The sequence below is a fragment of the Paraburkholderia sp. UCT31 genome (assembly GCF_014397655.1).
GTDB lineage: Bacteria > Pseudomonadota > Gammaproteobacteria > Burkholderiales > Burkholderiaceae > Paraburkholderia > Paraburkholderia tuberum.
In genome coordinates this window covers 94,309-111,277 of the sequence record NZ_VZQP01000022.1, presented here as the reverse complement: position 1 = coordinate 111,277, position 16,969 = coordinate 94,309, and the positions used below count along the sequence as shown (strand labels likewise).

General features: G+C 63.7%; 15 protein-coding genes and 1 other RNA gene. 7 read left to right on the top strand and 9 right to left on the bottom strand.

What is annotated here, in order from left to right; all coding sequences use genetic code 11:
• Positions 1–41 precede the first annotated feature (41 nt).
• The 7 genes from aroA to gyrA all read right to left on the bottom strand — a co-directional run bounded on the left by aroA (position 42) and on the right by gyrA (position 9,362).
• The gene (gene aroA / locus F6X40_RS20070; RefSeq protein ID WP_187628964.1) at positions 42–1,346 is read right to left on the bottom strand and encodes a 3-phosphoshikimate 1-carboxyvinyltransferase; all 1,305 of its coding nucleotides are present in this window, start codon (positions 1,344–1,346) and stop codon (positions 42–44) included.
• An 18-nt stretch (positions 1,347–1,364) separates the two neighbouring features.
• The gene (locus F6X40_RS20065) at positions 1,365–2,306 is read right to left on the bottom strand and encodes a prephenate dehydrogenase (RefSeq protein ID WP_187628976.1); all 942 of its coding nucleotides are present in this window, start codon (positions 2,304–2,306) and stop codon (positions 1,365–1,367) included.
• 61 nt (positions 2,307–2,367) lie between these two features.
• On the bottom strand, positions 2,368–3,489 hold the full coding sequence (hisC, locus tag F6X40_RS20060) for a histidinol-phosphate transaminase (RefSeq protein WP_184070723.1): 1,122 nt from the start codon (positions 3,487–3,489) through the stop codon (positions 2,368–2,370).
• Positions 3,490–3,570: 81 nt separating this feature from the next.
• On the bottom strand, positions 3,571–4,650 hold the full coding sequence (gene pheA, locus F6X40_RS20055; RefSeq protein WP_018421374.1) for a prephenate dehydratase: 1,080 nt from the start codon (positions 4,648–4,650) through the stop codon (positions 3,571–3,573).
• Between the two features lie 63 nt (positions 4,651–4,713).
• Positions 4,714–5,796, bottom strand: coding sequence for a 3-phosphoserine/phosphohydroxythreonine transaminase (serC, locus tag F6X40_RS20050; protein WP_184070725.1), 1,083 nt, complete (start codon positions 5,794–5,796; stop codon positions 4,714–4,716).
• Positions 5,797–6,002: 206 nt separating this feature from the next.
• A complete protein-coding gene (locus F6X40_RS20045) occupies positions 6,003–6,608 on the bottom strand; it encodes a DUF2059 domain-containing protein (RefSeq protein ID WP_184027684.1) in 606 nt (201 codons plus the stop codon).
• Positions 6,609–6,731: 123 nt separating this feature from the next.
• Positions 6,732–9,362 (bottom strand): DNA gyrase subunit A, encoded by a 2,631-nt coding sequence (gene gyrA, locus F6X40_RS20040; protein WP_187628963.1) that lies wholly within the window; start codon positions 9,360–9,362, stop codon positions 6,732–6,734.
• A gap of 474 nt (positions 9,363–9,836) precedes the next feature.
• Here gyrA and ompA point away from each other — a divergent pair, with 474 nt between their 5' ends.
• From ompA to F6X40_RS43240, 5 genes are all read left to right on the top strand, one after another.
• Positions 9,837–10,484: an outer membrane protein OmpA gene (ompA, locus tag F6X40_RS20035; RefSeq protein ID WP_090801331.1), complete on the top strand. Its 648-nt coding sequence runs from the start codon at positions 9,837–9,839 to the stop codon at positions 10,482–10,484.
• Between the two features lie 235 nt (positions 10,485–10,719).
• A complete protein-coding gene (gene ubiG / locus F6X40_RS20030) occupies positions 10,720–11,418 on the top strand; it encodes a bifunctional 2-polyprenyl-6-hydroxyphenol methylase/3-demethylubiquinol 3-O-methyltransferase UbiG (protein ID WP_184027677.1) in 699 nt (232 codons plus the stop codon).
• A gap of 41 nt (positions 11,419–11,459) precedes the next feature.
• On the top strand, positions 11,460–12,173 hold the full coding sequence (gene gph, locus F6X40_RS20025; protein WP_187628962.1) for a phosphoglycolate phosphatase: 714 nt from the start codon (positions 11,460–11,462) through the stop codon (positions 12,171–12,173).
• 144 nt (positions 12,174–12,317) lie between these two features.
• Positions 12,318–12,687, top strand: a transfer-messenger RNA (tmRNA) gene (gene ssrA, locus F6X40_RS20020).
• A 311-nt stretch (positions 12,688–12,998) separates the two neighbouring features.
• On the top strand, positions 12,999–13,184 hold the full coding sequence (locus F6X40_RS43240) for a hypothetical protein (protein ID WP_409340051.1): 186 nt from the start codon (positions 12,999–13,001) through the stop codon (positions 13,182–13,184).
• A 115-nt stretch (positions 13,185–13,299) separates the two neighbouring features.
• On the opposite strand, the gene F6X40_RS20010 is transcribed toward F6X40_RS43240, so the two are convergent.
• The gene (locus tag F6X40_RS20010) at positions 13,300–13,566 is read right to left on the bottom strand and encodes a hypothetical protein (RefSeq protein ID WP_187628961.1); all 267 of its coding nucleotides are present in this window, start codon (positions 13,564–13,566) and stop codon (positions 13,300–13,302) included.
• Between the two features lie 130 nt (positions 13,567–13,696).
• A complete protein-coding gene (locus tag F6X40_RS20005) occupies positions 13,697–14,776 on the bottom strand; it encodes a substrate-binding domain-containing protein (RefSeq protein WP_184070733.1) in 1,080 nt (359 codons plus the stop codon).
• Between the two features lie 133 nt (positions 14,777–14,909).
• On the opposite strand from F6X40_RS20005, the gene F6X40_RS20000 reads away from it, so the two are divergent.
• Both F6X40_RS20000 and F6X40_RS19995 read left to right on the top strand, forming a co-directional pair.
• Positions 14,910–15,395: an NAD(P)H-dependent oxidoreductase subunit E gene (locus F6X40_RS20000; protein ID WP_187628960.1), complete on the top strand. Its 486-nt coding sequence runs from the start codon at positions 14,910–14,912 to the stop codon at positions 15,393–15,395.
• Positions 15,392–16,966: a formate dehydrogenase beta subunit gene (locus tag F6X40_RS19995; RefSeq protein WP_187628959.1), complete on the top strand. Its 1,575-nt coding sequence runs from the start codon at positions 15,392–15,394 to the stop codon at positions 16,964–16,966. Before F6X40_RS20000 ends, F6X40_RS19995 begins: the two co-directional genes overlap by 4 nt.
• The last annotated feature ends 3 nt before the right edge of the window (positions 16,967–16,969 follow it).

Sequence of the window (16,969 nt, the reverse complement as noted above, 5' to 3'; positions counted from 1 at the left end):
ATGTCGCACATCGGGCGATTCGCACGCGAATCTGGATTGCATCAGGGTTGCGCGAGCGCCGTGAAGCGCTCGAAATAATCGGGGAACGTCTTGCCGACGCACTTCGGGTCATTGATGCGGATCGGCACACCGCCCAAGCTCACGAGCGAGAAGCACATCGCCATACGGTGGTCGTCGTAGGTGTCGATCGCGGCATTCGGGATGAGCTTTTCGGGCGGCGTGACGACGAGGAAATCCTCGCCCTCCTGCACCTTCGCGCCGACCTTGCGCAGCTCGGTCGCCATCGCGGCGATGCGGTCGGTTTCCTTGACGCGCCAGCTTGCGATGTTGCGCAGCGTGGTCGTGCCGTCCGCGAACAGCGCGGCGACCGCGATCGTCATCGCCGCGTCGGGGATCAGGTTGAAGTCCATGTCGATCGGATCGAGCTTGCCATGGTCGTTGCCGACGCCGCGCACTTCGATCCAGTCCTCGCCCATCTGCAGGTTCGCGCCCATCTTGATCAGCGCATCGGCAAAGCCGACGTCGCCCTGGATGCTCGCGCGGCCCACCCCTTCCACTCTCAGCGGGCCGCCGCCGAGCGCTCCCGCGGCGAGGAAATACGACGCCGACGACGCATCCCCTTCCACCATGATCGCGCCTGGCGACTGATAACGCTGCCCGGCCGGCACCACGAACTGGTGCCAGCCGTGACGCTCGACGTCGATGCCGAAGCGCGCCATCAGCTTGATCGTGATCTCGATGTACGGCTTCGAGATTAGCTCGCCGTCGACCAGCACGGTGGTGACGCCGCTCGCGGTGCGCAAGAGCGGCAGCGTCATCAGCAGCGAAGTCAGAAACTGGCTCGACACGTCGCCGCGCACGCGGATCGGCGCGTCGGCCGTGATCTGGGCGGGACGGATGCGTAGCGGCGGATAGCCTTCGTTCTGTTCGTAGTCGATCTTCGCGCCGATCTGGCGCAGGCCGTCGACGAGATCGCCGATCGGCCGCTCGTGCATGCGCGGCACGCCGTGGATCCGGTAGTCGCCGCCGTTCACGGAGAGGGCCGCGGTCAGCGGACGCACCGCCGTACCCGCGTTGCCGAGGAACAGGTCGGCCGTTCGCGCGGTGAACGCGCCGCGCGTGCCGGTCACGACGCAGGTGTCACCGTCGCGCTTCAGACGTACGCCAAGCTTTTCGAGCGCGGCGAGCATCACGCGGGTGTCATCGGAATCGAGCAGGTTCGTGATCGTCGTCTCGCCTTCGGCGAGCGCGGCGAGCAGCAGCACGCGGTTCGAGATGCTCTTCGAGCCGGGCAGACGAATCGTGCCGGACGCACGGGAAAAAGGTCCGAGATCGAGGAATTCCATGATGTGTCCAGTTTCCGGTTATTTGGACGCGTCGCTGGCGGCCACGCCAGCCGCGCGCTGCTCCTGCCACTGACTGCGCGCGACGCGCGAGCGCGCGAACACCGCTTCGAGCGCGGCGCCGTCGCCGGCCTCGATCGCCGTGCGCAGGCGCGCGAGCACCGCGGTATACGCGTCGAGTTCGTCGAGCAGCGCCGCGCGATTGGCGACGCAGACGTCGCGCCACATCTCCGGACTCGACGCGGCGATGCGCGTGAAGTCGCGGAATCCGCCCGCCGCGAACGAGAACTTCAAAGCGGCGTCGGGCGAACTGAGGATCTGTTCGACGAGCGCGAACGACAGCACGTGCGGTAGATGACTGACCGACGCGAACACGCGGTCGTGCTGCTGCGGCGTCATCTCGCGCACCAAGGCGCCGGTGGCGCGCCACATCGCCGCGACGCGCTCGACCGCTTCCGGCGCGTTCTCCGGCAGCGGGCACAGCACGACGTTGCGGTTCACGTACAGATCGGGCAACGCGGCGTCGACGCCGCTCGACTCGCGGCCGGCGATCGGATGGCCCGGCACGAACTGGCCGATCCGTGCACCGAGCGCCGCGCGCGCGGCGGCGACCACGTCGGACTTGGTGCTGCCCGCGTCGGTGACGATCGTGTTGGCGTCGAGATGCAGCGCGATGCGTTCGAGTAGCGGCTGTGTCTGCGCGACCGGCGCCGCGAGCAGCACGAAGTCCGCGCCCGCTAGCGCGTCGCGCAGCGCGGCGGCGTCGGTGAGCGCCGCGGCGCCGTCGATCACCCCGAGCGCCAACGCGCGCCCGCTCGACGCGGACGTCCGTCCCACCCCAACCACCGTGCGTGCCCCGCCGGCCTCGCCGCGTTCACGCAACGCGCGCGCGAGCGATCCGCCGATCAGGCCGACACCGAAAATCACCAGCTTGTTAAAAGAAAACGCGGCCACGTCGCTCACACAATACGGACAATAAGCGCGCCGCTCCTGCCGGCCGACGCGCGGGATCAAGGAGCAATGCTTACGCAGCGGCAGGCTCGGCAAGCGTCTTTTCGAGCGCCGCGAGGAACGCTCCGTTTTCCTCCGGCAGGCCGATCGTGATGCGTAGCCACTGCGGCAAACCGTAGTTGCCGACCGGTCGCACGATCACAGCCTGTTTCAGCAGCGCGAGATTCACCCGGGCGCCGGCTTCGTCGTCACCGCCGACGCGCACGAGCACGAAGTTACCTTCGGATGGCACGTATTCGAGACCGAGCTTGTCGAACGCCTCGGTCAGAAGCTTGTAGCCCTGCGCGTTCAGCGCCGCGCTCTTTTCCAGAAATGCGCTGTCGTTCAGTGCCGCAATCGCCGCGGCCTGCGCGAGCGTATTGACGTTAAACGGCTGACGCAGTCGATTCAGCAGATCGGTCAAGCTGGGCTGCGCGATCGCGAAGCCGATACGCAGGCCCGCCAGGCCGAACGCCTTCGAGAAAGTGCGCGACACCAGCAGGTTCGGATAGCGGCGCACCCAGTCGATCGAGTTATAGCGCTTGTCCGCCGACAGATACTCGGTGTACGCCTCGTCGAGCACGACGACCACATGGCGCGGCAATTTGCCGAGAAACGCCTCGAGCGTCGGACCGTCGACGAACGTACCGGTCGGATTGTTCGGATTGGCGACGAACACGAGACGCGTGTCGTCGTCGATCGCGGCAAGCATCGCGTCGAGGTCGTGACCATAGTGCACGGCCGGCACGACGATCGCGCGCGCGCCGACGCCTTGCGTTGCGAGCGCATAGACCGCGAACGAATACTCCGAGAACACTACCGCCTGGCCCTTCTCGACGAACGCGTGCGCGGCGAGTTCGAGGATGTCATTGCTGCCGTTGCCGAGCGTGATCCACTCGGCCGGCACGCCGTAGCGCGCGGCGAGCGCCGCCTTCAGTTCGAAACCGTTCGAGTCCGGATAGCGGCCGAGGTCGGCGATCGCCTGCGCCATCGCGCGCTGCGCGGATTCCGGCATGCCGAGCGGATTCTCGTTCGATGCCAGCTTCACGATGCTCGCCTCGTCGAGACCAAACTCGCGGGCCACTTCCGAAATCGGCTTGCCGGCGATGTACGGCGCGATCGCACGCACATAGGAAGGGCCGAAAGACGCTGTCATGAAAATCTCCGAACGACGATGGATCGTGAAATATGCGTTCGGGCAGTGCACTTGGCGCCGCCCGGACTGCGCTGCCAGCCCTTACCGGGCGCGCGGATACGAGCCGAGTATTTTCAGGAACGCGGCCTTCTCGCCGAGCCCGGCGAGCGCGGCGGCCACGGCCGGGTCGTCGCGATGGCCTTCGACGTCGATATAGAAGTAGTACTCCCACGTGCCGACGCGCGCCGGGCGTGATTCGAAACGCGTCATCGACACGCCGTGGCGCGCCAGCGGCTCGAGCAGCTTGACCATCGCACCGGGTTCGTTCACGACCGACACAATCAGCGAGGTCTGGTCGTAGCCGCTCGGACCGGTCGGCTGCTTGCCGATCATGACGAAGCGTGTGCGGTTGTGCGGATCGTCCTGGATCAGCGCGTTGGTGACCTGCAGGCCGTAGTGGATCGCGGCGCGGTCGCCGGCGATGGCCGCGACGGTCGGATCTTCGGCTGCCATCCGTGCAGCTTCCGCGTTGCTCGACACCGCCTGGCGCTCGAGATGCGGCGCGTTGGTCGACAGCCAGCGCTGGCATTGCGCGAGCGCCTGGGCGTGCGCGCACACGCGCGTGACGCCGGCGAGCCCGTTTTGCGTGAGCAGGTTGTGATGAATCGGCAATGCGAGTTCGCCGCCGATGGTCAGCTGCGTTTGCAGCAGCAGATCCAGCGTGCGCGACACCGCGCCTTCGGTCGAATTCTCGACCGGCACGACCCCGTAGTCGGCGGCGCCCGCCTCGACCGAGCGGAACACTTCATCGATCGACGGGCACGGCAGCCCTTCGATCGACTGACCGAAGTACTCATGCATCGCCTGTTCGCTATAGGTGCCGACGGGCCCGAGGTATGCGGCCTTGATGGTCTTTTCGAGCGCGCGGCTTGCGGCCATGATCTCGCGCCAGATCGCGCTGATGTGTTCGTCCGCAAGCGGCCCCGCGCTCATCTCCTGCAGGCGCGCGATCACCTGCATCTCGCGCTCGGGTCGGAACACCGGTGCGTTGAAATGCTTCTTGACCTCCCCGACTTCGAGCGCGACCGACGCGCGCTGGTTCAGGAGCGCGATCAGCTGCGCGTCGAGCGCGTCGATGCGATCGCGCAGAGGTTTGAGTCGTGTATTGAGTTCGTCGTCCATGCGTAAAACGGCTTTGCCGGGTAAATGCTGGAAAAGATGCGCACGCCTGCCGGTCAGTGTGGCTCAGGCACTGCGCTGTTCGAATTCCTTCATGTATTCGACAAGCGCTTTGACGCCTTCGAGCGGGACGGCGTTATAAATCGACGCCCGCATGCCGCCGACGGACTTGTGGCCCTTTAGCTGCACCAATCCCCGCGCTTTCGCGCCGGACAGGAAATCTTCGTTGCGCGACTCGTCGGCGAGAAAGAACGGTACGTTCATCCGGGAGCGCGAGCCACGCTCGACCTTGTTCAGATAGAAGCTGCTCGAGTCGATCGTGTCGTACAGCAGCTTCGATTTTTCGAGGTTGCGTGCCTCCATCGCCAGGAGGCCGCCCTGCTTCTTCAACCACTTGAACACGAGCCCGGCGATATAGATCGCGTAGGTGGGCGGAGTGTTGTACATCGAATTGTTCTCGGCGACGGTCTTCCATTCGAACGCCGACGGGCAGATCGGCATCGCGCGATCGAGCATGTCCTCACGCACGATCACGACCGTCACGCCGGCCATGCCGATGTTCTTCTGCGCACCGCCGAATAGCACGCCGTATTTGGCGATGTCCATCGGGCGCGACAGGATATGCGACGACGCGTCCGCGACGAGCGGAGTATCGCCGAGGTCGGGAATCTCGAAGGTTTCGACGCCGTGAATGGTCTCGTTGGTGCACAAGTGCACGTAAGCCGGATCGTCCGACAGCTGCCATTCCGAGCGCGCCGGCGCGCGGGTGAAGCCCTCGGCTGTCTTGCCGGTCGCGGCGAGATGCACGCTGCCGTATTTCTGCGCTTCCTTGAACGATTTCTCCGACCACGAGCCGGTGATGACGAAATCCGCGCGCGGTTTCGAGCCGAGCAGGTTCATCGGCACGATCGCGTTTTCGCCGAGGCCGCCGCCCTGCAGAAACAGGATGCGGTGGCTTGCCGGCACCTGCAGCAACTCGCGCAGATCGGTCAGCGCTTCCTCGTGGATCAACATGAATTCCTTGCCGCGATGGCTCATTTCCATCACGCTCATACCACTGCCTTGCCAATTCAGCATCTCGTCGGCTGCCTGGCGCAGCACTTCTTCAGGCATGGCCGCCGGGCCGGCGGAGAAATTAAAGACGCGCATGTGAGGTCCTGGAAGCGGGCGCGAAATAACGAAGTCGCGCGGGAATCGGCGAAAAGAGCTGCGAAATGGCTCGCCGAAAAAGATAATGGCCGTCTGCGCCAGTGCGCAAACGACCATTATCGCATTGTCGCCGCCAACCCGCCACGCCGGGTGGCCCAGCGGGCGCGACGACAGGCCGGCTGATCAGCGCAGCCTGCGAGCGGAATTTACTTGGCAGCCGGCTTGACCGATGCGACTTCCTTGTCGGCCTGGTCACGCGTTGCCTTGATCGATTCCGGCATGTACTTCTGCATCAGACCGTTCACGACGTCGCGGCCAACCTGGTCTTGCACCTGGATGAACTTGCGACCGGTCGGGCTCTTGTAGAACGTGGTCAGATCCTTGATTTCCGACGTGCTGTAGTACTTCGCGTACGCGTCGTACTGAGATTGCATCGCGTCCTGACGGAAAGAGTCGGTCGCGAACACCTGGCCCGCGCTGTCCACCAGCTTCGGCACCGCGTTCTTTTGCAGCGTCGGCACGGCGGCCTGCTTCTGCTTGTCCGTCATCGTCTTGTTCTCGGTCAGCGCGTCCGACAGGATTGCCGGAACGAGCTGCTTGGCCTGCATCTGCGCGCTGTTGCCGATTGCGCCAACCAGCTTCTGCGCATCGATGGCGTCGAGCAGCTCCTTGATGGCAGCTTGCTTGGCCGGATCAACCGGTGCTGCTGCGGCAGCCGGAGCCGCAGGCGCCTGGTTCTGCAGCGCTTGAGCCATGGCGAAGGTCGGCACGATGGCAGCCAGCAACATCAGTTGTTTGAATCGTTTTTGCATCACTACTCCCTAAGAGAAATTAACTTGAACTGCACGCCACACGGGAAGCGTACCGGCCCGATACGCCGTGACCCGCAGCGTAGCTTCAACGTATTAACTGAGACTGAAAGCCGCTGGCACGGATCAAGCCGCGCCGCCGCCCTCACCGCCGTTATCACCTTCAGTGGAGCCGTCGGAATCGCTTTCCGACTCGCCCTCGGCCTCCGCTACCTGCTGCAGACCGGACAGCTTGGTCCCTTCGTCAAGGCTGATGAGTGTAACACCTTGCGTTGCGCGTCCCATTTCGCGAATTTCCGACACGCGCGTGCGAATCAGCACGCCCGTAGTGGTAATCAGCATGATCTGCGCTTCCGGGTCCACGAGCGTCGCGGCAACGACCTTGCCGTTACGCTCCGACGTCTGGATTGCGATCATGCCCTTCGTGCCGCGGCCGTGACGCGTGTACTCGGTGATTGGGGTGCGCTTGCCGTAGCCGTTCTCGGTTGCGGTGAGCACCGACTGCTGCTCGTCGCCGGCCACCAGCAACGCGATCACGTTCTGGCCGTCCTCGAGTTGCATGCCGCGCACGCCGCGCGCCTCGCGGCCCATCGGACGCACGTCGTTTTCGTCGAAGCGCACTGCCTTGCCCGAATCCGAGAACAGCATCACGTCGTGCTGGCCGTCGGTGATCGCGGCGCCGATCAGGTAATCGCCCTCATCGAGACCGACCGCAATAATACCCTTGCGCAACGGCCGGCTAAATGCTTCCAGCGGCGTCTTTTTTACCGTTCCCAACGCGGTCGCCATGAACACGAACTTGTCGGCCGAGAACTCCTTGACCGGCAGCACGACCGTGATCTTTTCGCCTTCTTGCAGCGGGAACATATTGACGATCGGCCGGCCGCGCGAATTGCGCGAACCCTGCGGCACTTCGTAGACCTTGACCCAGTACACACGGCCGCGGTTCGAGAAGCACAGGATGTGGTCGTGCGTATTGGCAATGAACAGCGTGTCGATCCAGTCGTCTTCCTTCATGGAAGTGGCCTGCTTGCCACGACCACCGCGCTTCTGGGCTCGATATTCGGACAACGGTTGCGATTTCACGTAGCCCGCGTGCGACATCGTCACGACCATTTCCTGCGGCGTGATCAGGTCTTCGGTGTTCAGCTCGGTCGCGTTCAACTCGATCTTCGAGCGACGCGCATCGCCGAATTCGGCCTTGATGGACGTGAGTTCGCCGACGATGATCGCCGAAATGCGTTCCGGGCGAGCCAGAATGTCCAGCAGGTCAGCGATCTGCGCCATCACGTCGCGGTATTCGCCGATGATCTTGTCTTGCTCGAGACCGGTCAGTCGCTGCAGGCGCATCTGCAGGATTTCCTGCGCCTGCGTATCGGACAGACGGTAAAGGCCGTCGGTCTGCATGCCGAACGACGGGTTCAGTCCCTCCGGACGATAAGCTTCGCGACCGCCCGCCGACGCGTTTTCCGACTCGGCGCGTGACAGCATTTCGCGCACGAGCGACGAATCCCACGCGCGCGACATCAGCTCCTGCTTGGCGATCGGTGGTGTCGGCGCGGCCTTGATGAGCGCGATGAATTCGTCGATGTTCGCGAGCGCAACCGCGAGACCTTCGAGCACGTGACCACGTTCGCGCGCCTTGCGCAGTTCGTAGACGGTGCGCCGCGTCAGCACTTCCCGGCGATGCGACAGGAAGCACGTCAGCATTTCCTTCAGATTCAGGAGCTTCGGCTGGCCGTCGACGAGCGCGACCATGTTCATACCGAACGTGTCCTGAAGCTGGGTCGCCTTGTACAGATTGTTCAGCACGACCTCGGGCACTTCGCCGCGCTTCAGCTCGATCACGACGCGCATGCCGCTCTTGTCGGATTCGTCGCGGATGTCGGAAATGCCTTCGAGCTTCTTCTCGTTGACGAGCTCGGCGATGCGCTCGAGCAGCGAGCGCTTGTTCACCTGATAGGGCAGTTCATCGACAATGATCGCCATGCGCTGGCCGCGGTCGATTTCCTCGAAGTGCGTCAGCGCGCGCATCACGACGCGGCCGCGACCGGTGCGATAGCCGTCGCGCACGCCGGCCACGCCGTAGATGATGCCGGCGGTCGGGAAGTCGGGCGCGGGGATGATCTCGATCAGCTCGTCGATCGTCGCTTCCGGGTTTTTCAGCAGATGCTGACACGCGTCGACGACTTCATTGAGGTTGTGCGGCGGGATATTGGTCGCCATGCCGACCGCGATGCCGGACGAGCCATTGATCAGCAGATTAGGTATGCGCGCGGGCAGGATGGCCGGCTCGTTCTCGCTGCCGTCGTAGTTCGGCACGAAGTCGACCGTTTCTTTGTCGATATCGGCCAGCAGTTCGTGGCCGATCTTCGCCATGCGGATTTCGGTGTAACGCATCGCCGCGGCGTTGTCGCCGTCGACGGAACCGAAGTTCCCCTGGCCGTCGACGAGCATGTAGCGCAGCGAGAAGTCCTGCGCCATCCGTACGATCGTGTCGTAGACAGCGGTGTCGCCGTGCGGATGGTATTTACCGATGACGTCGCCGACGATACGCGCCGACTTCTTGTAGGCGCGGTTCCAGTCGTTGTTCAGCTCGTGCATCGCGAACAGCACGCGCCGGTGCACCGGCTTCAGGCCATCGCGGACATCGGGAAGCGCTCGCCCTACGATCACGCTCATCGCGTAATCGAGATACGAACGGCGCATTTCCTCCTCAAGGGAGATTGGCAGAGTCTCTTTGGCGAATTGATCCATTATCCGTATCTTTTACGTGCGAAGGCGGGTTTCGCCGCTTCTTCGCGTAAGCATTGCAGGCGCAACGCATCACGCGATTCTAACATGCCACGAATCCACGCCCGACGAAGGTACGTATACATATTAGAGGGGCGCCCGCCAACACCTCGCCGATCACACAATTTCAGTCTCGTCAGGCTCGATTCCTGCGTGGGACCAATTCGCCGCTCAGCCAGAGCCGGCGGACCGCTCAGACGAAAACATTTGTTGCGCATGCACCACAATTGGAGGGGGATTTGATCGGGGGCGGATTTTTTTTTCGTCGGAAGGGAACGATATGGCAAAATGCCAACGCACAAAGAGTCAGACACTGCTCGAAGTCTACACAAACGGTTTTTGTTCCGCACCAATGTTATACTTCGAGCAATGTATGACTGGTCTTCGTCAACAGGCTCGCAGTAAACCTGCGGTAATCTCAATTTCGAGAGGAGAAATATGAATAAACTTTCAAAGCTCGCGTTCATTGCAGCTACCGCAGTTATGGCTGCATCCGCCATGGCGCAGTCGGTGCCGGCGTCGCGACAAGCTACCAACGACAACTGGGTGAATGGTACTGGCGAATACGTGTGGATGAACGGCACGAACGAGCTTTGCTGGCGCGATGCATTCTGGACGCCCGCAACGGCTAACGCCAAATGCGACGGCGCTCTGGTTGCTCAGGCTCCGACCCCGCCGGCACCGGTCCCTCCGCCTCCGGCTATCTCCAGCGAAAAGATTACGTATCAAGCTGATGCGCTGTTCGACTTCGACAAGGCAATCCTGAAGCCGGCCGGCAAGGAACGTCTGAGCGAACTGGCATCGAAGATCCAGGGCATCAACCTCGAAGTCGTCGTCGCTACGGGCCACACCGACCGTATCGGTTCCGTCGCCTACAACGACCGGCTGTCGCTGCGTCGTGCTCAAGCTGTGAAGGCCTTCCTGGTCAGCAAGGGCGTCGAAGCCAACCGTATCTACACGGAAGGCAAGGGTCCGCGCAACCCGGTTACCACCGGTTGCAACCAGAAGAACCGCAAGCAACTCATCGCCTGCCTCGCACCGGACCGCCGCGTGGAAGTCGAAGTTGTCGGTACGCCGAAGCAGTAAGCTGGAAAATTACCGCAGTATCGAAAGCCCCGCTTCGGCGGGGCTTTTTTTATGCGCGGGTACCGCGACCTGACGTGATGCGCGACGCAGGAGCGTCCCGCTCCGCTACCAGCGGCTCGCAGCTTGCATCAGCGCCCGCTACCCGACGCGCTTTTGCCGCTCTTTCTCTCGCCCTATATACTCAGGGTTTATCCTCGAGCGTCCGCTCACCGCTTTCATCGAGGCAGCCTTCACCATGACCAACGCCGATCCTCACGAACTACAGAAATTCAGCGACCTCGCGCATCGTTGGTGGGACCCGAACGCCGAATTCAAGCCGCTGCACGAACTGAATCCGATTCGTCTAAGCTGGATCGACGCCCACGCCCATCTCGCCGGCAAAAAGGTGCTCGATATCGGCTGCGGCGGCGGCATCCTGTCGGAATCGATGGCAGGTTTGGGCGCTCATGTGAAGGGCATCGATCTGTCGACCCAGGCACTCGGTGTCGCCGATCTTCACAGTCTTGAAAGCGGTGTAACCGTCGATTACGAAGAAATCGCGGCTGAGGCGCTGGCCGCACGCGAACCGGGCACCTATGACGTGGTCACCTGCATGGAAATGCTCGAGCACGTGCCCAGGCCGGCCGCGATCGTCGAGGCCTGCAAGAATCTCGTGAAGCCGGGCGGCTGGGTGTTTTTCTCCACGCTGAACCGCAATGTCAAGTCGTATCTGTTCGCGGTGATCGGCGCCGAATACATCGCGCGAATGCTGCCGATGGGCACGCACGACTACGCGCGCTTCATCCGCCCGTCGGAGCTCGCCGGCTTCGTGCGCGCCGCCGAGCTGCGCACGGCGGACATCAAGGGCATCGTGTACAACCCGCTCAGCAAGCTTTTCGCGCTGTCGTCCGACACGAGCGTCAACTATATGCTCGCCTGTCGCCGCGACGCCTGAATTGCCCGAACCGCCCCGATCCGCCGTATCCGAAACGAACAATGAGCGACCCGACTCCCCTGCCGCAACGCGAAGACAACGACGACACGCTCGGCTTTTGCCTCGCCGTGCTTTTCGACCTCGACGGCACGCTTGCCGACACGGCGCCCGACCTCGCGGCCGCCGTCAACAAGATGCGCCACGACCGGGGGCTCGAGATGGTGCCGCTCGAGAAGCTGCGCCCGCTGGCTTCAGCCGGAGCGCGCGGACTGATCTGCGGGGCGTTCGGCATCGGGCCCGATCATCACGAATTCGCATCGATGCGCGAGGAGTTTCTCGCGAACTACGAGGCAGATCTGTGCATCGAGACGACGCTCTTTCCGGGTATCGCGGAAGTGCTCGACGAACTCGACGCGCGCGGCGTGCGCTGGGGCATCGTCACGAACAAGGTCGCGCGGCTTACCGAGCCGCTCGTCGCGCAACTCGGTCTCGAGGAGCGCGCCAGCTGCGTGGTGAGCGGCGACACGACCCCGCATTCGAAGCCGCACCCCGCGCCATTGCTGCACGCGGCGCGTGAGCTGGACATCGCGCCGGAGCGCGTCGTCTATATCGGCGACGATCTGCGCGACGTGCAGGCCGGTTTTGCCGCCGGCATGAAGACCGTCGCCGCGGCGTACGGCTATTGCGGCAACGACATTCCGCCGACACGGTGGCACGCGCAACACGTCGTAGAATCGACGGCCGAGTTGCAAACCCTGCTGCGCGACATCGGCTGACAAAGTCAGACAGATCGGCTGAAGGTCCCGGCCCGCACTCTTGTTAACCATGTTGCACCATTCAGCAGCCACCAAAGACGCACGACGCAGCCCTCGATCTATTGTAAAATCTCCTTTGGCTCACATATGTGAGCAACGAACCGCGGGGGCGACCTGGTTTCGACAGGGGTTGCGAAGCGGCTAGGGCATGTCGAGGACCCGTCACCTCGTTAATCAATGGGAAAAACGTAACTGCAAACGACGATACGTTCGCACTGGCAGCCTAAGGGCCGCCGTCCTCTGCCTAGTTCACTGACGGGCTAGTGTCGCAAGACCGGTAGCAATACCGACAGAGGTCATATACGTCAGTTAAGCCTTGGCGGCGTCACGACGTCCGGGTCGAAAATTTAGTGAATCGCCGTAGCGCAGCGTGTTCGTCCGCGTCGCTGTGGTTAAATCAAAAGACAGAACTAAACATGTAGAACTGGTCGTAGAGGACTTCTGGACGCGGGTTCGATTCCCGCCGCCTCCACCAAATACCTGGAACGTTCGCGATGAACGGCCCCAAAAAACCCCGGTAGCGTAACGCTGCCGGGGTTTTTTATTTTCGGCACCGTCTGCGACGCTTTGCGGGCCGGCCACACATCTCCCCTTCACTCAACGGGGACGCACAACACGCCCCGGTAAATCCGCGGCCGTTGCTTATACTCGTAGCTCGAAGCGAGTCGTGATTCGTCAACCACGTCGCCAAAACAGGAGCCTGCGTCATGCGCAAGACCATCGCTCTGCTGGCCCCGCTCGCACTCCCCGTGCTACACGCCCGGTGCCTTTGCCGATCCGCCCAAACTGTCCGACGGCCGCTTCGTCACCGCTGACGGCATGACGCTCCACACGTTCGACAAGGACACCAGGCCCGGCGTCAGCGGCTGCATGAGCAACTGGCCGGCGGCCACGGCGGCGCCGACCGACAAGCAGGCGGGCGATGCAAAGGGGGACGGTTTCAAGGAAATCTGGCACATCGCCAGGCCATAAGAAGCCACTCCAGCCGGCAACTGGGCCGCCATCGCCCCCGCCACAAAGCACAACGCCGACCCAAGGGCCGGCGTTGCGTCAAACCTCGAAGCTCGAGCGAAGCCCGAGCCAATTCTTATTCGTCTTTCGGGCACTGCAGATTGCAGCCATTCGGATCTCCCATGTCGCCGCGCTTGCGCGCCTTCGAACGTTGGCCGTGCTGATACTTGTCCGACGGGGCGGACGCGGCGAACGGCATCTGCGGATGCTCGTTAATGCGGAATTCGTCGGTCAGGATGCCACCCGGCACGCCAGGCGAATTTTGCGCGTAAGCGATGGAGACGGTGGCACAGAGCACACCAGCCGCGGCAGCGGCGGCACATGCATGGAGAAGAGCTTTCATGTCGGTTCAGCGCAGCTTGGCGCGCGGTAAAGGCGGATACGAAGCCAAGAGAGTAGCCGAAACCGGCGCGCTGCGCAGCCGCGCACGCCGAGCGCCACCGCTTTTCTGGTTACAGGCTCTTACTCCGCCGTTACGCGAGCGCGCCGCCGAGCCCCTCGTCCAGATCGACGAGCCTGCCGCAGTCGCACGGATCGTAGCCGGCGAGCTGCTCGACGCGTTGGTGAAACGCGCTGCCGCGCAACAGGTTGATCACCGTCGCGAGCGGCGCGCGAGAGAGGTGCGCGCGATCGCACGCGAAGTAATAGTCCTCGTCGACGATCGGAATGAAGTCGAGCCCGAAATGATGCGCGGCCGGTTCGACGCCGAAGCCTATGTCCACCATGCCGCTCGCGACGAACGCCGCGATCGCCGAGTGCGTCAGCTCGGTCGACGCATAGCCGTTGACGCGGTCCGGGTCCACACCGACCTGTCGCAGCGCGAGATCGAGCAGCATCCGCGTACCCGAGCCCGGCTGGCGGTTGACGAAACGGATGTCGTCGCGCGCCAGATCGCCGAGCCCGCCGATCCGCTTCGGATTGCCCTTGCCGATGAACAGACCCTGCTTGCGTCGGGTCAGATGCACGAGCACATGGCGTTGCGGATCGAGCCAGCGCCGGTAGGTATCGGCGCACACCGCGCGGAACTCGCCGAGCGGCAGATGAAAGCCCGCCAGATCGCACTCGCCGCGCGCGAGCGCACTGACCGCCTCGGCGCTGTCGCGGTACTTGATCTCGACCGGCAGATCGTTGGCGACCAGCGCCGTAACAAGCGCGGCCACCGCGTAACCGTGCGACGCGTGGATGCGCACGTCATCGGCGGGGGGCGCAAGCCAGCGGTTCAGATCGCTCGCCACTTCGCTCGCGAGCGCCTGCAAATTGCCGTCGAGCCGCTCGCCGCAGAGCCGCTGCCCGCGCAGCACCGCGTGACCGAGCTCGGACAACACCGAGCCGCGCCCACGCTCTTTCGCGATCAGAGGACCACCAAACCGCTCCTCGATGCTGCGCAGCAAGCCCCATGCGTGCCGATAGGACAAACCCTTAAGCGCCGCGGCCTGCGCAATGCTGCCAGATTCATCGACGAGCGCGAGCAGCGGCACTACGTCAGACAGGCTGGCCTCGCGGCCGTCCGCGCCCTTCACCACCAGCTCGACCTGACATTCGATCCTGACCATATATGTTTGACTGTTTCCTATTGCGCGCGCCGGTCAGCCCGCCTATCTTTCGGCTATACCATGCGAATAAGCGAAGCATACGTGCATGCATTATGAATAACAAGTGCATATATCGCTTCGGAGGAGCCCCCCTTTGGACGATTCTCTCGCCACGGCGCCGGATCAGCTCGTGCAACGTCACGCGCAGCCGGGCCGCACACTCATCACGATCCTGCACGCGATCCAGGACGAACTCGGCTTTGTGCCACCCGCGGCGGTCGGACCGCTCGCCCGCGCGCTGAACCTGTCGCGAGCGGAAGTGCACGGCGTCATCAGTTACTACCATCACTTTCGCACCTCGCCTGCCGCGCCCGTCACGGTGCAGCTGTGCCGCGCCGAAGCGTGCCGCAGCATGGGCACCGAGGCGCTTGCCCAGCACATCGAGGCGCACACCGGATGCCGCTTCGACACCGGTCACCATGACGGCGCAACGGTGGAACTCGAATCGGTGTACTGCCTCGGCCAATGCGCGCTGTCGCCGGCGATGATGCTCAACGGCACGCTGCACGCGCGCGTGTCGCCGCAAAAATTCGACGCCCTGTTCGCCGCTGCCCGCAAACGCGCGGAGGTGCCGGCATGACGCGCATCTATGTTCCGCGAGATTCCTCGGCGCTCGCGCTCGGCGCCGATGCGCTGGCCGAAGCCATCGCCAGCGAAGCCGCGCGCCGCGACATTGCGATCGAACTGATCCGCAACGGTTCGCGCGGGTTGCTGTGGCTCGAACCGCTCGTCGAAGTTGCGACGCCCGAAGGCCGCATCGGTTATGCGAATGTCGACGTGGAAGACGTCGCCGCGTTGTTCGACGCGGGCTTCGTCGAGGGTGGCGAGCATGCGCGGCGCGTCGGCGTGGTCGACGAGATTCCGTATCTGAAGAAGCAGCAGCGCCTGACCTTCGCGCGGATCGGCATCACCGACCCGCTGTCCATCGACGATTACGTCGCGCACGGCGGCCTCGAAGGCCTACGCAACGCCCTGCAAACCGACGCCGATGCCGCCTGCGAAGCGCTGATCGAATCCGGTCTGCGCGGCCGCGGCGGCGCGGCCTTCCCGGCCGGCATCAAGTGGCGCACGGTGCGCGGCGCGAAAGCCGCGCAGAAGTACGTCGTCTGCAATGCCGACGAAGGCGATTCCGGCACCTTCTCCGATCGTCTCGTGATGGAAAGCGATCCGTACGTGCTCATCGAAGGCATGATCATCGCCGGCGTCGTGACCGGCGCGACCGTCGGCTACATCTATGTGCGCAGCGAATACCCGCACTCGATCGCGACGCTCGAAGCTGCCATCGCCCGTGCGCGCACAGCCGGCTGGCTCGGCGACAGCGTGCTCTCGAGCGGGCAGCGTTTCGAGCTGTTCGTCGCGAAAGGCGCGGGCTCGTATGTGTGCGGCGAGGAAACCGCGATGCTGGAATCGCTCGAAGGCAAGCGCGGCATCGTCCGCGCAAAGCCGCCGGTGCCCGCACTCGTGGGTCTCTATGGCCAGCCCACCGTGATCAACAACGCGATCACGCTCGCCACCGCGCCGATCATCTTCGCGCGCGGCGCCGCGTTCTATAAAGACTTCGGCATGGGCCGCTCGCGTGGCACGCTGCCGTTCCAACTGGCCGGCAACATCAAGCGAGGCGGCCTCGTCGAACTCGCGTTCGGCGTGACATTGCGCCAACTGCTCGACGACTTCGGCGGCGGCACCGCGAGCGGCCGGCCGGCGCGCGCGGTGCAGGTCGGCGGTCCGCTCGGCACCTATCTGCCGCCAAGCCAGTGGGACATTCCGATGGACTACGAGGCGTATGCGGCGATCGGCGCGGTGATCGGCCACGGCGGTCTCGTCGTACATGACGACACCTCGAACCTCGCCGAGCTCGCGCAATACGCGATGCACTTCTGTGCGCTCGAATCGTGCGGCAAATGCACACCGTGCCGGATCGGCTCGACGCGCGGCGTCGAGGTGATCGCGCGGATTCGCAGCGGCGACACATCGACGCGTCAGGTGCAATTGCTGCGCGATCTATGCGACACGATGGTAGCCGGCTCGCTGTGCGCGATGGGCGGCATGACGCCCTATCCGGTGCTGTCCGCGCTCGATCATTTCCCTGAAGACTTCGGTCTCGCCGCCGATCCCACTGCCGACCACGCCACCAAAGCGGCCGCGGCCTGACTC

What these genes read in the sequence shown, in the direction of transcription:
- ubiG (WP_184027677.1), top strand. Translation starts at nt 10,720, where the DNA reads ATGACCAACGCCGATCCTCACGAACTACAGAAATTCAGCGACCTCGCG.
- F6X40_RS20045 (WP_184027684.1), bottom strand. Translation starts at nt 6,608, where the DNA reads ATGCAAAAACGATTCAAACAACTGATGTTGCTGGCTGCCATCGTGCCG.
- F6X40_RS20010 (WP_187628961.1), bottom strand. Translation starts at nt 13,566, where the DNA reads ATGAAAGCTCTTCTCCATGCATGTGCCGCCGCTGCCGCGGCTGGTGTG.
- ompA (WP_090801331.1), top strand. Translation starts at nt 9,837, where the DNA reads ATGAATAAACTTTCAAAGCTCGCGTTCATTGCAGCTACCGCAGTTATG.
- hisC (WP_184070723.1), bottom strand. Translation starts at nt 3,489, where the DNA reads ATGACAGCGTCTTTCGGCCCTTCCTATGTGCGTGCGATCGCGCCGTAC.
- pheA (WP_018421374.1), bottom strand. Translation starts at nt 4,650, where the DNA reads ATGGACGACGAACTCAATACACGACTCAAACCTCTGCGCGATCGCATC.
- F6X40_RS19995 (WP_187628959.1), top strand. Translation starts at nt 15,392, where the DNA reads ATGACGCGCATCTATGTTCCGCGAGATTCCTCGGCGCTCGCGCTCGGC.
- F6X40_RS20005 (WP_184070733.1), bottom strand. Translation starts at nt 14,776, where the DNA reads ATGGTCAGGATCGAATGTCAGGTCGAGCTGGTGGTGAAGGGCGCGGAC.
- gph (WP_187628962.1), top strand. Translation starts at nt 11,460, where the DNA reads ATGAGCGACCCGACTCCCCTGCCGCAACGCGAAGACAACGACGACACG.
- serC (WP_184070725.1), bottom strand. Translation starts at nt 5,796, where the DNA reads ATGCGCGTCTTTAATTTCTCCGCCGGCCCGGCGGCCATGCCTGAAGAA.
- gyrA (WP_187628963.1), bottom strand. Translation starts at nt 9,362, where the DNA reads ATGGATCAATTCGCCAAAGAGACTCTGCCAATCTCCCTTGAGGAGGAA.
- aroA (WP_187628964.1), bottom strand. Translation starts at nt 1,346, where the DNA reads ATGGAATTCCTCGATCTCGGACCTTTTTCCCGTGCGTCCGGCACGATT.